Raw genomic sequence first — 16,531 nt, 5'->3', positions numbered from 1 at the left:
TTTCTACATTATTCTCTTAAACATTTTTTCTATTTCATACTTAGACAATTCTACTATTATTGGTCTTCCATGAGGGCATGTAAATGAATTTATACATTTTTCAAGTTCTTCTATAAGTTTATCTATTTCTATATCGTGTATATGATCATGAGCTTTTATAGCTGATTTACAAGCCATAGAAGCTATTTTCTCTTTTTTTAGTTCGTAATTACTTGTTATATTATCCATATTATCTATTATATCTAATATGAATTTCTCAGATTGAGGCAATCCAAATAGATTAGGGACACTTCTTACCATAATATGATTATTGCCAAAAATCTCTACCTCAAAACCAAGTTTTAAAAATAAATCTAAGTTTTCCTCCATCAATAACATGTCTTTACTAGAAATCTCTAGTACTATAGGGTCTAGAAGTAATTGCATGTTTATTTTTTCTCTATTAAACTTGTCCATATATTTTTCATATATTATCCTTTCATGAGCAGCATGTTGATCTAATAAAAATAATGAGCTTCCCTTTTCAAGAACTATATAGGTTTTAAATAAAGTTCCTATTACTTTGTAATCTTTGAAAGAACATTCATTTTTATGTTTATTAATATCATTATTTAGATAATCATCAGTAGTTTCTTTAATTTGTAGATTTTCCTGTATAATAGGTTTGTCTAAATTGATAAAATCATTAAACTCAAATTCCTTGTTTAAATTAAAATTATTTGTTTCTAAATTTATATCTATTATATCCAATTGTTTGCTATCATTTATAATATCGACTTTATTTTCTTCTATGATTTTTATATCATCTTGATTAAAGTTTAGTTTATCTATTTGTATTGGTTTTAAATTTAGATTGGAGTTTATTTCTGGAGTTTCGTATTTACCAAATAACGTAGAATTTAAAAGTTTATTTTTTATAGCATCTCTCAAAGTGATATATATATCATTTTCTTTTTCAAATTTTATTTCGAGTTTAGTTGGATGGATATTTACATCTATTTTAGATGGATCCAAGCTTATATTCAAAAAACATATTGTATGTTTATTTATAGGAATTATTGATTTATAAGCTTCCTGTATAGCATCTAAAATAACTTTGCTTTTTACATACCTTTTGTTTACATATATATGTTGTAAACTTCTATTAGCTCTATATATATTATTATTTCCTATATATCCGTCAACTTGTATTAAATTGTTGTCTATATCAATCCCTATTAAGTTATTATAAATTTCTTTGCCATATACACTTCTTATTGTATTTAATAAATTTGTATCTCCAGGTGTATTCAATATGACTTTATTATTATTTATATATTTAAATTGTATATTACAATTACCTATAGCTAACTTATTTACTAGATCGCTTATATTCATATTTTCAGCATTAGATGATTTCAAAAACTTCTGTCTTGCAGGAGTGTTAAAAAATAAGTCTTTTACTATTATAGTAGTACCTACAGTAGTGCCAACGGGTTCCTTAGATACAAGTTTTCCTCCATCTACTATCATCTTGGTACCTATTGGTTCATCTTTAGTTCTAGTTATTATTTCTATTCTAGAAATCGATGATATACTAGCAAGAGCTTCACCTCTAAAACCTAGAGAATATAAATCGTACAAATCATCTACTTTAGTTATTTTACTTGTTGCATGTCTTAAAAATGATTTTTCTACCTCACTTGATGCTATACCTTCACCATTATCAGTTATTCTTATTAATTTTTTGCCCCCGTCTTGTATTTCAATAGTTATCTTAGAAGAATTCGCATCAATTGCATTTTCTACAAGTTCTTTAACTACAGAAGAGGGTCTTTCAACAACCTCTCCTGCAGCTATTTTATTTATAGTTAAATCATCTAATATATTAATTTTCTTTATCATCTTAGATCATCCCCATATATTTATCCGTTTATTTTTTAGCTTTTGCTTGAAGATTATATAAAATATTCATAGCTTCCATAGGAGTCATATTTATTATATCTAAACTTTTGAGTTCTTGTATTAAATTATTGTTTTCAAAACTTGCAAAAGATAATTGTTCATTAGGCTCTATAGAAATAGCAGTTTCTTTTATAGCATCTCCATATTCAGTTTTATTGTTTTCTAATTGAACTGTTGTATTTATATGATTCTTCTCTAAATCTTTAAGTATATTACTAGCTCTTTTAATTACACCACTTGGTAGGTTTGCAAGCTTAGCAACGTGTATACCGTAGCTTTTATCAGCTCCACCAGATACTATCTTTCTTAAAAACACTATATTTTCTCCCTGTTCTTTAACAGCAACAGAGTAATTTTTAACGCCTTTAAAATCAGCTTCCAAATCTGTTAGTTCATGATAATGAGTTGCAAATAAAGTCTTACACCCTATATTTTCATGAATATATTCAACAATAGACCAAGCTAAGCTTATACCATCATAAGTACTAGTACCACGTCCTATTTCATCAAGTATTACTAAACTATTTCTTGTAGCATTTCTTAATATATGAGAAACTTCAGTCATCTCAACCATAAATGTACTTTGACCTTGAGATAAATCATCACTTGCGCCAACTCTAGTAAATATTCTATCCATTATAGGTATATTAGCATATTCAGCCGGTACAAAGGACCCTATATGAGCCAATAAGCTTATAACTGCACATTGACGCATATATGTTGATTTACCAGCCATGTTAGGTCCAGTAATTATATCTATCATATTTTCATTATCATTTAAGGAAGTATCATTAGGCACAAAATTTTCTTCTCCTATTATACTTTCAACAACTGGATGACGACCGTTTTTTATATCTATTAATCCATTATTATTTATTAAAGGTTTACAATAGTTATTAGTATAAGCTATTGTTGCCAAAGATTGAAATACATCTATGTTTGCTATAAGTTTAGCCACATTTTGAATTCTATCTATATTTATATATATATTATTTCTTATAGTTACAAATAAATCGTACTCTAATTGCTTTATTTTTTCCTCAGCATTTAGTATCTTATCTTCAATTTCTTTAAGTTCCTGAGTTATAAATCGCTCTGCATTACTTAGCGTTTGTTTTCTTATATAATTATTTGATAAATCTAGTTGTTTTAAATTATTTTTTGTAATCTCAATATAGTATCCGAAAACTTTATTAAATCCTATTTTAAGAGATTTTATACCTGTTTTTTCTCTTTCACTATTTTCTAGGTTTTTAATCATATGAGCTCCGTTTTGAGATATTTCTCTAAGACTATTTAACTCATAATTAAACTCGGATTTTATTATTCCACCTTCTTTTATAGTAAGAGCTGGTTCTTCTAATATAGAATTATCTATTAAGTCATATATATCTTGCAAATCATCTAGTTTTTCTATATATTTTTTTAACTTTTTCGCATTTGAATTTAATATTATATTTTTTAAGTTCGGAAGCTTTTCTATAGAGTTTTTAAGATTTATCATTTCTTTTGGAGTGACTTTTTCAAATGCTATTTTACCGCATATTCTCTCTATATCGTATACATTTCTTAATGTATCATTAATATCTTCTCTTAGTATAAAATCATCTTTTATTTCTTCTATAACATTTAATCTTTCTTCTATTTTTGCTTTGTTAATAAGTGGTTGTTCTATATACTTTCTAATTAATCTTCCACCCATTGCTGTACTAGTTTTGTCTAGTACAGCAAGTAGAGAACCTTTTTTTTGATTATTTCTCATAGTGCTAGTTAATTCCAAGTTAGAACGAGTAAACATATCAAGTATCATGAATTCCTCAGAATCATATATGTTTATACTGTTTATATTACTAGTTACTTGTTTCTGAGTATTAAATACATAATTTAAAAGTATAACCACACTCTTTAATGTAAATTTATCTTTATTTATATTAATAGAAGAAATATATTCATTAGAAAAATACTCATTCAATATTTGTTCATCTAAAAAGTTTTCATTAAAAATTTTATTAATATATATATTGCTAAGCAATGCTATTGTTTCTAAATTATCTAAATAATCATTTTTATTTGAAATAATTTCACTTGGATTTATTTTGGCTATTTCTTCAATAATTTTATCTTCTTTAAGTGATGTACAATATAGCTCCCCAGTACTTATATCAACATAAGCAATTCCTGATTTATCATCTTCTACATACAATGCCATAAGGTAGTTGTTTTTTTTATTTTCAAGCAGATTTCCTTCCATTATAGTACCTGGAGTTACTACTCTTGTAACATCTCTTTTTACTATTCCTTTAGCTATAGATGGATCTTCAACTTGCTCACATATAGCAACCTTATATCCACTTTCCACTAACCTTGATATATAATTGTTTGCAGAATGATAAGGTATACCACACATAGGGGCTCTTTCATCAAGGCCACATTCCCTACCTGTAAGTGCTATTTCAAGGGTTTTAGAAGCAGCTATAGCATCCTCAAAAAACATTTCATAAAAGTCTCCAAGTCTGAAGAAAACTATACAGTCTTTGTACTTATCTTTTATTTCAAAATATTGTTTCATCATTGGAGTAAGTTTATTAGTGTTTATACTTTTTATATTCATTATATATACCCCCTTAATTCAAAAGCACTCTATATAGAGTGCTTTAAATAGCTTATTCTTTTACAACTATACCGTTTAATGAGAATGTTTTAGGATCAGTTATTTTAACATTAACAATTTTACCTATTAATTCATCATTTCCCTCAAAATTAACTAATTTGTTTTGTCTAGTTCTACCTGCTAACTTATTTTCATCATTTTTACTTTTTCCTTCAACTAAAACTTCAACTGTCTTATCTCTATAGCTTTCGTTTATTTCAGCTGATATCTGATTAATTTCTTTGAGCAATCTATTAAATCTTTCATGTTTTACATCATCTGGTATTTGGTCTTCCATAGTAGCTGCTGGAGTACCTTTTCTTATAGAATATATAAATGTAAATGCAGAGTCGTATCTAACTTTTCTAACTACATCTAAAGTATCTTCAAAGTCTTCTTCAGTTTCTCCAGGGAATCCAATCATTATATCTGTTGAAAGAGCTATATCAGGTATTTCTTTCTTTACTTTCTCAAATAGATTTAGATAATCTTCCTTAGAATAATGTCTATTCATTTTTTTAAGTAGGCTTGTACTTCCACATTGGATTGGTAAATGTAAATATTCGCATACTTTATCACAGTCTCTCATAGCATATATAACATCGTCAGATAAATCCTTTGGATGTGGTGTCATGAACCTTATTCTTTCTAGCCCTTCTATTTCATTTACTTCTATAAGTAATTGAGCAAAAGTATAATTTTCTTCTAATGTCTTGCCGTAAGAGTTTACATTTTGGCCAAGAAGTGTTATCTCCTTAGTTCCATTTGCAACTAAATCTTTAACTTCATTTATTATATCTTGCGGGTTTCTACTTCTTTCTCTACCTCTTGTATAAGGAACTATACAATAAGTACAGAAGTTATTACATCCATACATTATATTTACAAATGCTTTTATATCGTATTTTCTGTTACTTGCAAGACCCTCAACAACTTCTCCATCAACATCCCATATGTCTACTAACATATTATCTGATTCTATAGATTCTGTTAATAATTGAGGAAATTTGTAAAGATTGTGAGTACCAAATACTAATCCTACATGTCTATATTTAGTTTTTATTTCTTCAACAACATGAGGTTGTTGCATCATGCAACCACATACAGCTATTACTAGATCAGGATTTTTAGCTTTTAGTGATTTAAGATGTCCTAAGTTTCCATAGACCTTAAGTTCTGCATTTTCTCTAACCGCACAAGTGTTATATATTATTAGGTCACATTCTTCAGGCGCGAAACCTCTTTCATATCCCATAGTATCAAGCATAGCACATAACTTTTCTGAATCATGTTCATTCATTTGACATCCAAATGTTTGTATTATATATTTCGGATTTCTTTCATGTATAGCATAATATCTATTGTTTCTTTCGCCTACAGCTTCTATAAATCTTTCTTGTTCCTGTATTTTATCTATTGAAACATGTACTTGTTTTCTTTTTCCCATTATAATGCCTCCTTACAAATATCATTTTCTGTCGATACTATCGAGTTTCAAAGCTTATTATATCAAAGATATTTGTAAAATTAAAGACGTTATTAGTAAAGAAGCATTTATAATTTATTCTTATGGGAATAAAAACTTATTAACTAGTAAAAATATATATATAAAATAATTTTATAAGGGGAATTAAGATGATAGTAGTATTAGTGAGAACAATAATATTGTATATAGCGGTTTTAATAGCATTAAGAGTAATGGGAAAAGGCGAACTCTCTGAAATGAATCCGTTTGAATTAGTTATAACTCTTATGATTGCAGAAGTTGCAGCCTTTCCAATGGAAGATAATAAAGTTCCAATTACATATGGTATAGCAGCAATAACAGGTCTTATGTTTATACAAATGATAGTTTCTTATATAAGTGTGAAAAGTACTAAAGGTAGAGAAATAATATCTGGAAAACCTACTATATTAATACGAAAAGGTAAATTAGACGAAAAATCAATGAGAAAAGAAAGATTAGGTATAGATGAATTACTAGAACAATTAAGATTACAAGGCTATTTTAACTTAAGAGAAGTTCAATATGCAATATTGGAAACAGATGGAGATTTAAGTGTAGTTCCAGCTCCAGGGTTAAGTTCAGACGATGAAGCTCAATCTAAAGAGTTCAAGCACCTTCCTATTATGCTAGTTTTAGATGGTAAAATTTTAAAAGAAAATCTAAAAATGATAAATAAAGGTGAACAATGGTTATTGAATGAACTCAAAAAGAAAGGTATAAATGATTTTAAAAGTACCTTCATATGTATATTAGATGAAGACGATAACATATACGCACAAATAAAGCAGAAAAAGGAGTAGTATTTATGAAGGCTTTTATTGGAGTTATGATATGGACGTTTTTATTAGTTATGTCAGGTGTTTATATTAATAAGGAAGCTAATGAATTTGTAAATTATTATACTGATAAAATCAAGTTAATTGATGAATATGTAGAAAATAAAAAATGGGATGAAGCAACTAGCGAATTAGAAGAAACCTATACGAATTGGGTTAAAGAAAAAGGCATATGGTATGTAGTATTAAATCATGGAGAATTAGATACTGTAACACTATATCTTCATATATTAAGAGATGGGATAGAAATGGAAGATCCAGCTTTATGTGTAGAACAAGTTGAACTTATACAGCATTCGTTCCATCATATAATAGAAAAAGAATCATATAGTCTACAAAATATATTTTAATAAAAAAGAAATCTCGCACTATATGAGATTTCTTTTTTATTTTATTTATGATTAACTTTATATAAATATAATCCTTTTGCAAGTGCTGTGTCTGAAGCTTTAGTTCTATCTTTGGCTTCTAACATATTTTTTATATCTTCTGGCTTTATTCTTTTTAGTCCTACATCTATTAATGCTCCCGATATTATTCTAACCATATTATATAAAAATCCATTCCCATGTACGTATATTTCTACTGATTCATTTTGTTTTTCAATATCTATAGAGTATATTTCACGTACATTAGACTTTTTCTTAGATTTAGAAGATGCAAAGCTAGTAAAATCGTGTTCTCCTATAAGATATATACATGCTTTTTTCATAAGATCTATATCTAAACCTTTTTCAACATGATTTGTATATTTCCTTAAAAATGGATTATGATATTTAGAGTTCCATATTTTATATAAATATGTTTTAGAGGTACAGTTATATCTAGAGTGAAATCTATCGTCAACTTCTTCTACATCATTTACCACTATATCTTCAGGAAGATATTTATAAAGATATAACTTTATATCTTCAATACTCATGTCACTGCTAGTTTTGAAATTTGCTACTTGTCCAAGTCCATGAACCCCTACATCTGTCCTTCCTGATCCTGTTAATTCTATATTTTCATTATTAATTTTACTTAGAACAGACTCTATTTTTCCTTGTATTGTCATGTCTGTATCACCAAGTCTTTGCCATCCTTTATATCTTGAACCATCATATTGAATAATTAGTTTTATATTTCTCATATTATACCCTTTCTTGTTATACAGATTCTAACAACTTATTAATGATTTTTACTGTAACCGTAGTTCCTATATCTTTTACACTTTCTATATTCATTTCGCCTTCATGAAGCTTAACAATTTCATTACTTATAGCAAGACCTAAACCACTACCAGATTTATTGTAATTTTCTTGAAAAAATTTATCAAATACCTTTTCAAGATTTGCTTTACTAATACCTTCTCCATTATCTATAACTTTTATATAAGTATAGTCTTCATCTTGGTAGACCTTTACAACTATATAACCATTTTCTTTGGTAAATTTTAATGAATTTTGAAGAAGATTTATTAGTACCTGTTTTAATCTATTTTTATCTCCTTGTATATTTTTAAGATCTCCATCTATATCTAATGATAAATTGATATTTCTTTCATTAACCTTTATTCTAAATTGATTTATTGTATCTCTAAGTAAAGCATATAGATTTACTATATCTACTTGAAGCTTAATTCTATCGGATGATAGTCTAGAAAAATCTAAAAGTTCTTCTACTAATTTTATTAATCTATCTGTTTCGTCTTGTATTATGCCTAACCCTAAATCTAATTCTTCTTGTGTAGCTCCATAACTTAAAGTTTCACTCCACCCTTTAATAGATGTTAAGGGGGTTCTAAGTTCATGAGAAACAGAGGATATAAACTCATCTTTTAACTTTTCACTTTTATCTATTTCTTCCGCCATATATTCGAAAGTTTGCCCCAATTCTCCTATTTCATCATCTGATATTTTTCTGTTTTTCAATTTTATATTATAATTTCCATGAGCTAATTCATTTGCAAAAACCTTCAATTCTCTTAATGGAACTACTAATGTATTAGCAAATTTCAAACTAAGAGATAAGGCAATACCTAATATAATAATACCTGCTAGTATAAGACCAGCTATTATCTTTATTATTGTTATATCTATATTTTCTAAAGATACTGTATATCTAACTAATCCTTCTATTTTATTGTTTACTTTTAAAGGAACGGACACACTCATAACATGTTCCTTTGTGTCTTTGGTAGTATATACATAAGGATATATTTTATCTTTTAAAGCTTGTTTTACATCTTCATATTGTATTTTTTTATCAGAACTAAAGCCATATTGGTCTATTATCATATTATAGTTGTTATCTATTACCTGAACTGCAAATTCAAAGTTCTTATTAGAGATTTCTTTGGAATATATGTGGTTTAGTTTTGATTCTAAATTATCACTAGCCATATATTTACTATAAAAATCATAGGTATAAGAGGCTTTATTTAATAGTGATTGCTCAACTGAGTTATAATAATAAAATTTAATATAGAAGATAAATAAGGCTTCAAATAAAACTACTGTTATTATTATTATTTTGAAATAATTTAATATTATCTTTTTTCTTAGCCCTTCAAAATGTAGTCCCTCAAAATGTAACAATATTACTCTTCCTTTCTCCAACAATAACCATATCCCCATACAGTTTGAACGTATCTAGGTTTTGACGGATCATCTTCTATTTTATTTCTTATTCTTCTTATATTTACATCTACTATTTTAAAGTCATATAAATAATTTTTACCCCAAACCTCATCTAGTATTTGATCTCTACTTAGTGACTTTTTTGCATTTATCATTAGATATTTAACTATAGAAAACTCGGTAGGTGTTAAATCTATTTCATGACCATGTTTAAGTAATTTTCTTTTATTTGTATCTAGTGTAAATGGATCACTTTGTATAATACTATTATCTTTTTTAACTTCATCCTTTTTTATTCTTCTAAGAAGTGCACTTACCCTTACGAGCAATTCTTTTATACTAAATGGTTTAACTATATAATCGTCCGCTCCTGAAATAAAACCTTCTATTTTATCTTCTTCTTGAGATTTTGCAGTTATCATTATTATTCCTACAGAATCAAAATTATTTCTGATATATTTACATACTTCTATACCACTGATATCTGGAAGCATTACATCAAGTAATGCTATTGATATATCTTTTTCTTCATTTACTTTATTTATAGCTTCTTGTCCTGTAGATGCTTCTATAACTTCATAACCTTCTCTTTTTAAATTTATACTAACGAAACTTCTTATACCTATCTCATCTTCTAGTATTAGTATTTTATCTTTCATACAATCACCCTTACATTAATATATTAGTTTAAAACTATTTTTTATCATTTTTTGCGTTATTTCTATAGATTTAGGGATATTTGATTTATCCATAACACCCATAAATACTTTTGTATCAGTTTCTGCTATATGAAAACTTGTATCCCCCATGCTAGGAACTTTTTGGGTATCATCTAAAGTATTTTTGTCTAGATAACCTATAGTAAATATGTTTTTTTGTTGTGACAAATGTGGATCAGAATAATAAAATTTAAAATAAACATTATTTCCTTTATATTCTTCCTCTACTCTTAGCTTATTCACAAGTGGCGATGGAATTTTAAATTCTACGTTGTAATTATAATTATAATAGATTTGTGATGTAAACCTTAAATCTTCGTTATTTTCATCATTTTTATTATTCCATTCATACCAAGTTACTGTGGAAGAGCTCTTTATTCTATAATTATTTTTTTCTGTAACAACAGGTATATCTAATATCCCATTATTATTTACATCTTGATTTGATATATAATAAGATTTATATGTAGCTGGATAGTAGTCATCAAAAGCCTTTTCTAATGTATCTTCTCTTTTATATAAAATCTGCGTATAATAACTATCTTGTGTTAGGGGTATATCCATCATAATCCCTTTCTTTTCTGAAGAAATATTCCCCAAGGTTATATAAGAATCTGATATGTCATAATTTGATTTAAGTTTAATATGATCTACTAGGTTAAGTTTAGTGTCGAAATTACATAAGCTTGCATACATATCATAAGTTGTACCATTATAGTTAAATAGTACTATATCTACTATATTGTCATTATCTAAATGGCCTATTTTTATTTTCATAGGATAATTCTTAACTTCTTCAGGTAACCAATTATGATTTAGATTATAAATATTCTCTATCTTATCTTTATCAAAATTATAAATACTCATTTTTGTATTTATTGTGTCGGCGATACTCCATATAAGTATAATTTCCTTTGTTCCATCATTATTTAAATCATAGAAATTAGCATACTCTAAACGAGTTCCTTTTTCTGATATTGTATCTACTAATTTATACGATTGTTTTTCTTCATTTAAAATCATAAACCCAATTTCATTATTTTCAGTATATACATCTTCCTTTTTTTCAAAAGCAATTACTTCTTTTATCCCATCATTATTTAAATCTACTTTATTTATAGTCCCTACTTCAGATGAATTTGAAGGAAGTATTAAAGAAGCTTTTGGTGGTAAAAGTTGATTTATATTTTTATATAATTCTTCCTGTTCTTTATTATCAATAGGCTTGTTTATTAGCTGCTCAGGAGTTCTCGAACTAGTACATCCAGAGGATATTGTTAAAGTTAATATCGCCAAAAAACATATAATAATACGTCTCATTTAAAACCTCCTAAGTTGTAAAAAACATATTGCAAAAGTACTATATTTTACTTTAAATTATAAATTTCTTATTTTATAGGCCTAACATTTGAACTAAATTCTTAAGATAATCTAGATTTTTAGTATTATCATTTTCATAAAGAGGGCTACATTGTTTTAGATTGTTTTGTCCTAAAATAAGTTTAGATGCAAAAGCAATGCATGTAGATTCCCCACATAATTTACAGTTTGTTTTAGGAAGATACTTATATATATCCAATGGTTTTGGTTTTAATCTCATATCATATAGAGGGGTTATATTTTGTTTTTGAGAATATGTATTATTTACCAAAGATTTTATCATGTCTATTATCTCATATGCATGTGTTTCATTCAATGCTTTGCATACTGAAAGAGTATTATTTTTTATAGTAATTATGGTAAATCCTTGTTTAAAACTCAAAGTATTAGAATTTTTGTTATACATAGCATCATTCATAACAGCATTTATGTATGGTAAAATTTCTGAAACATCTTTTGAAAGCTTTGCTTTAAATAAAACAGAACCAGCTAGGGATGTGCATGGCTCCATAAAAGTTATATTTATTTCATCTAAATACATAAAATTCACTTCCTTATATTTAATATTTTATTTATAATTATAATATTAAATATAAGAAAGTATATACCTTTTTTAGTTATTCTCTATATCTTTACCTACTTTTAAAAACTTGTTTATAGATTCTCTTTCTTTGTTTTCTATTTCCTCTGTCATATTCCCTCTCCCAAGTCTGTCCGCTAAGGATATTAAACCAATTTCATCAATATTGATTTGGGATATCATTTCTGTTAAATCTGAGAAAGGTAAATTTTTACTAACAAATAAAGGCTGCATATGCCATCTTGTAAGTTTTGATACTTTTTCTATAAAATCTTCGTCATCTATTAGCATCTTTAAAAACTTTTTAACTAATTGTTCTCCTTCTACATCATGATTATAAGATGTTATTCTTCCTTTTCTTAATTTAGTTGTAGTTAACTTACCTATATCGTGTAAAAGAGCACCCCACATAAATGCTTGTTTATTTTCACTTTTATTTTTTAATTTAGCTGCATTATCTATAACTAACATAACATGATTCCATACACTACCTTCAGGATGATATTTTTTAGATTGTTCTATCTTTTCTAAGTTAAGTAACCAAACAAAGGGTTCTTTATTTAATTGATCTTCATTTTTTAATTTATTTAAGTAAATAGATGGTTTTTCATCATTTAATAAATGATTATTTATATCGATAAATAATTGTGTATTAGTCATAAATTCATCTCCTATTAAAATAAATAATAGAGCTTAGAATAACTAAGCTCTATTATTTATTTTAACGTTTTTTATATTTTTTTATTTATAATTTTTTTATTAATTTTACTAATGGATTTCTAAGTCTCATTTTCATTTTTCCTTTTTTCTTTCTCGATTTAGATTTTTTTTCAATTATCTCCTCAGTAGCATCTTGTTCTAAATTTAAGTCTTGACATGAATTTTCTGTTATTCTATCTTCTTGTATTATATCGTTGTCATACTTTTCTATATTATTGTCTAGTTTAACATTTGTGTTGTTTTTTTTAGTTCTTTTTTTTATTCTAAATTTCATTTTTGACATTAATCTATACCCCCAAATAATTTTATTCATTCCAATATATATAATATTTATTTTTTAGGTTTTTGTTACATTTATTTTAAATTTAATTAAGTATTATAACCTACTAGGACAATAATTAGTAATAAAAAGAGCCTGTATAATTAAGACACAGACTCTTTTTATTACTAATTATTGTTTTTTGGTGGTTTTGGACCCATGTATTGATAATAGTAGGCTTTTAGCATTCCATTATATAACTTTCTATTTCTATCTGATTTTTTTCCAAATTCATATTCGAATTTTTCATGAGAAGTTATAATATAATATGACCATGTATTCAACTTTTTAAATACTTTTCCCATTTCTTTATATAACGCTTTGACACTTTCTTTATCTTCTAATCTTTCGCCATAAGGAGGATTTGTTATTAAAAATCCATACTCATCATTTATTTTCAAATCTTTAACATCCTGTACTTCAAAGTCTATGTATTGACTAACATTTGCAAGTTTTGCGTTTTCTTTAGCTATTTCTATAGATTCTGAATCAATGTCATAACCCTTTATCTTGAATTTTTCACTTTTTACAGCATCACGAGCTTCTTTTCTAACACTAGGCCATATTTTTTTATCTATAGATCTCCATTTTTCTGATATGAACTCTCTATTTAAACCCGGTGCCATATTCAATCCTATCATAGCAGCTTCTATTAGTATAGTTCCTGATCCACATAATGGGTCTATTAAGGGTCTTCCTGGTCTCCATGGTGTTAAGTATACTAGAGCTGCTGCCAATGTCTCTCTTATAGGAGCCTGGTTTGATTTTTCTCTATATCCTCTTTTGTGAAGCGCTTCTCCACTTGTGTCTATACATAAAGTAACTTTATCTTTATTTAGAAACACATATATTGGATATTTTTCTTTATTTTCTAGAAACCAATTTTCATCGTACTTTTTCTTCATACTTTCTACAACTGCTTTTTTTACTATAGCTTGTATATCTGGTGTACTAAAAAGCTTTGATTTTATAGATGTAGCTTTATGTACAGGAAATTCACCATCATATGGTATAAACTTGCTCCAATCTATACGTTTAGTATTTTCAAATAAATCATCAAATGTAGTAGCTTCAAATTCTCCTACTTTTAATAGTATTCTTTCTGCGCATCTAAGCCACATATTTGATTTGCTTATACCATACTCATCTGTTGAAAATGTTACCCTACCATCTTCTACTTTTTCGATTTCATATCCTAAATTTGTTATTTCTCTGGAAAGCATTTTTTCTACTCCAAAAAAACATGGGGCTACAAGTGTATACTTATTCATATAATTCCTCCTAGTTGTTTGTATCTAATACTTCATTCATACTTCCTGTTCTATATCCAAACATATCTAAAGTTACATACTTAAATCCAAATCTTTGAAATTCATCATGGGTTTGTTTCATGAAATCTTCATCAAAAAACTTTGATATTTCATCTGGTGATACTTCTATTCTAGCTATATCTAAATGACATCTTACTCTAAACTGTTTAAATCCTAATTTTAATAAATAATCTTCGCATTTTTCTACCATTCTAAGTTTTTCATTTGTTATTTTTTCTCCATAAGGTATTCTAGATGCCAAACAAGCAAATGAAGGCTTATCGAAGGTTTCTAATTCTAAATCTTTTGATAACATTCTTATATCTTCTTTAGTCATTCCCGCTTCTTTTAAAGGACTTATAATATCTAATTCCTGTAAAGCCTTCATTCCTGGTCTATAGTCGCCTAAATCATCTATATTTGTACCATCGGCAACATATATTATATTGTTTGATGCTGCTATATTTTTTATATTAGTAAATACTGCCGTTTTACAGTAATAACATCTTAGAGGATCATTATCTATAAACTCTTTAACATCAAATTTTTCAACAGGAACTAATACATGCTTTGCGCCAATTTGTTTTGCATATTCTTTGGCTTCTTCTATCTCTCTACTACTGTGCATAATTCCTTTAATAGTTATAGCAATAGCATTTTCTCCTAAAGTATCATAAGCTACTTTTAGTAAAAATGTACTGTCTACACCTCCAGAAAATGCTATTGCTAAACTTCCTAACTTTTTTAAATTAGATTTTAATAAATCTAGCTTTTGATATCTATCCAATTAAGACGACCTCCTATATATTTCTATTAATGTTAATTATATACTAATAGTTAGAATAAAATCAAATATAAAAGGTTGATAGATTTTATATTATATATTTAATGTTTTTATTTGAAAAAGCTTTATCTAATTCTTCTTTAAAGAATTCTTTTATATCATTCATATCTTCCTTTGGATATACATATTTTCCATATCCGAATTGACCATATTTAAATTTTCTTTCTTCGTCTTTCATAGGTAAAGAAGTACTCGGAAATATTTCATTAATTCTATTTTTAGCTTTCGTAGTATATCTATGTGATATTACCTCAAAATCTACAGGATATGGAGTATCTTTAGGCAAAATTTTAGCTAAATTATTTATTAAATCTCTATATTCTTCTTTCCAATTTTCATATATAAATACCGGAGCTATTAAAAATCCAATTGGATATCCATGTTGAGATAATTTAGCTGCAGCTTCAATTCTTTTTTTAGCTGATGCTGTAAAGTGTTCATACTCACTTATAATTTTCTCTGTATTTAGGCTAAATCTTATTACAGTATGTCCATTATGATTTGCATCTAAAAGTGTATCTATATCATTGTATTTTGTTACAAATCTAAATCTACCGTGTTCTTGTGATCCAAAATATTCTATAGCTTTTCTTAGTGAATTTGTATAAGGTTCAATTGGTACTGGATCTGAGGTTGCAGCTCCTTCAAATATAGTTATATCAGGACACCTTACATCTATATGCTTTTGAGTCTGCCTTAATATCTCGTCAGTATTTACATGTACTTTTATAAAGGGTTTGTCTCCAAGTTGAGTATTTAAATAGCAATATTCACATTGACCTATACATCCACTAACCAACGGCAATTGATAATGAGCAGATGGCTTACATGTTTGAAATTTAAGACTTTTCTTGATACCAACAACTAAAGTTTTTTTCCCTTCTCTATACTTATCATGTAAATTATCACCAGGTATATATGTATTAATCTTATTTGATGATAATTTTATAATTTCCACATCTAATTTATCTTTAAACTCATTATATATCTCTTTTCCTAATTCATAATCAAGAGCACCTTTTTCAAAAATTATTCTTTTAGGTACAAACATATTTTCTCTCCTTTCAAACAATATATAACTATTGTTTGTTTTAAAGGTAC

General features: G+C 26.9%; 15 protein-coding genes. 2 read left to right on the top strand and 13 right to left on the bottom strand.

From position 1 onward, the window contains the following. Nucleotides 1-3: 3 nt before the first annotated feature. The 3 genes from mutL to miaB are packed head-to-tail and all read right to left on the bottom strand — an operon-like array spanning nucleotide 4 to nucleotide 6,041. Nucleotides 4-1,884 (bottom strand): DNA mismatch repair endonuclease MutL, encoded by a 1,881-nt coding sequence (gene mutL, locus ACUSRV_RS05110; RefSeq protein WP_490140847.1) that lies wholly within the window; start codon nucleotides 1,882-1,884, stop codon nucleotides 4-6. A 28-nt stretch (nucleotides 1,885-1,912) separates the two neighbouring features. After that, nucleotides 1,913-4,555: a DNA mismatch repair protein MutS gene (gene mutS / locus ACUSRV_RS05105; RefSeq protein WP_490140846.1), complete on the bottom strand. Its 2,643-nt coding sequence runs from the start codon at nucleotides 4,553-4,555 to the stop codon at nucleotides 1,913-1,915. A 52-nt stretch (nucleotides 4,556-4,607) separates the two neighbouring features. Further along, entirely contained in the window at nucleotides 4,608-6,041 is a 1,434-nt protein-coding gene (gene miaB / locus ACUSRV_RS05100; RefSeq protein WP_490140845.1) for a tRNA (N6-isopentenyl adenosine(37)-C2)-methylthiotransferase MiaB, read from the bottom strand. A gap of 188 nt (nucleotides 6,042-6,229) precedes the next feature. Between miaB and ACUSRV_RS05095 the strand changes: the two genes are divergently transcribed. Beyond that, nucleotides 6,230-6,901, top strand: coding sequence for a DUF421 domain-containing protein (locus ACUSRV_RS05095; protein ID WP_490140844.1), 672 nt, complete (start codon nucleotides 6,230-6,232; stop codon nucleotides 6,899-6,901). A 5-nt stretch (nucleotides 6,902-6,906) separates the two neighbouring features. After that, the gene (locus ACUSRV_RS05090) at nucleotides 6,907-7,287 is read left to right on the top strand and encodes a DUF4363 family protein (protein WP_490140843.1); all 381 of its coding nucleotides are present in this window, start codon (nucleotides 6,907-6,909) and stop codon (nucleotides 7,285-7,287) included. Nucleotides 7,288-7,328: 41 nt separating this feature from the next. On the opposite strand, the gene truA is transcribed toward ACUSRV_RS05090, so the two are convergent. From truA to splB, 10 genes are all read right to left on the bottom strand, one after another. Continuing rightward, nucleotides 7,329-8,069 carry a tRNA pseudouridine(38-40) synthase TruA gene (gene truA, locus ACUSRV_RS05085; RefSeq protein ID WP_490140842.1) on the bottom strand — a complete coding sequence of 247 codons (741 nt, stop codon included), beginning with the start codon at nucleotides 8,067-8,069 and terminating at the stop codon, nucleotides 7,329-7,331. Between the two features lie 16 nt (nucleotides 8,070-8,085). Beyond that, nucleotides 8,086-9,516 carry a sensor histidine kinase gene (locus ACUSRV_RS05080; protein ID WP_490140841.1) on the bottom strand — a complete coding sequence of 477 codons (1,431 nt, stop codon included), beginning with the start codon at nucleotides 9,514-9,516 and terminating at the stop codon, nucleotides 8,086-8,088. Nucleotides 9,517-9,518: 2 nt separating this feature from the next. Beyond that, nucleotides 9,519-10,217: a cell wall metabolism DNA-binding response regulator WalR gene (gene walR, locus ACUSRV_RS05075; RefSeq protein ID WP_490140840.1), complete on the bottom strand. Its 699-nt coding sequence runs from the start codon at nucleotides 10,215-10,217 to the stop codon at nucleotides 9,519-9,521. 15 nt (nucleotides 10,218-10,232) lie between these two features. After that, the gene (locus ACUSRV_RS05070) at nucleotides 10,233-11,597 is read right to left on the bottom strand and encodes a hypothetical protein (protein WP_490140839.1); all 1,365 of its coding nucleotides are present in this window, start codon (nucleotides 11,595-11,597) and stop codon (nucleotides 10,233-10,235) included. Between the two features lie 73 nt (nucleotides 11,598-11,670). Continuing rightward, nucleotides 11,671-12,198 (bottom strand): (Fe-S)-binding protein, encoded by a 528-nt coding sequence (locus ACUSRV_RS05065; protein WP_490140838.1) that lies wholly within the window; start codon nucleotides 12,196-12,198, stop codon nucleotides 11,671-11,673. 72 nt (nucleotides 12,199-12,270) lie between these two features. Then, nucleotides 12,271-12,897: an HD domain-containing protein gene (locus ACUSRV_RS05060; RefSeq protein ID WP_490140837.1), complete on the bottom strand. Its 627-nt coding sequence runs from the start codon at nucleotides 12,895-12,897 to the stop codon at nucleotides 12,271-12,273. An 85-nt stretch (nucleotides 12,898-12,982) separates the two neighbouring features. Continuing rightward, nucleotides 12,983-13,240 (bottom strand): hypothetical protein, encoded by a 258-nt coding sequence (locus tag ACUSRV_RS05055; RefSeq protein ID WP_490140836.1) that lies wholly within the window; start codon nucleotides 13,238-13,240, stop codon nucleotides 12,983-12,985. A 164-nt stretch (nucleotides 13,241-13,404) separates the two neighbouring features. Then, nucleotides 13,405-14,547, bottom strand: coding sequence for a THUMP domain-containing class I SAM-dependent RNA methyltransferase (locus ACUSRV_RS05050; protein WP_490140835.1), 1,143 nt, complete (start codon nucleotides 14,545-14,547; stop codon nucleotides 13,405-13,407). Between the two features lie 10 nt (nucleotides 14,548-14,557). Beyond that, nucleotides 14,558-15,373 (bottom strand): ATP-dependent sacrificial sulfur transferase LarE, encoded by an 816-nt coding sequence (gene larE / locus ACUSRV_RS05045; RefSeq protein WP_490140834.1) that lies wholly within the window; start codon nucleotides 15,371-15,373, stop codon nucleotides 14,558-14,560. Nucleotides 15,374-15,458: 85 nt separating this feature from the next. After that, nucleotides 15,459-16,481 (bottom strand): spore photoproduct lyase, encoded by a 1,023-nt coding sequence (splB, locus tag ACUSRV_RS05040; protein ID WP_490140833.1) that lies wholly within the window; start codon nucleotides 16,479-16,481, stop codon nucleotides 15,459-15,461. Between the last annotated feature and the right edge of the window lie 50 nt (nucleotides 16,482-16,531).

The organism is Sporacetigenium sp. TC11 (assembly GCF_058146105.1).
Note: the sequence above shows the minus strand (reverse complement) of the source record. Positions and strands in the feature narration are given on the sequence as shown.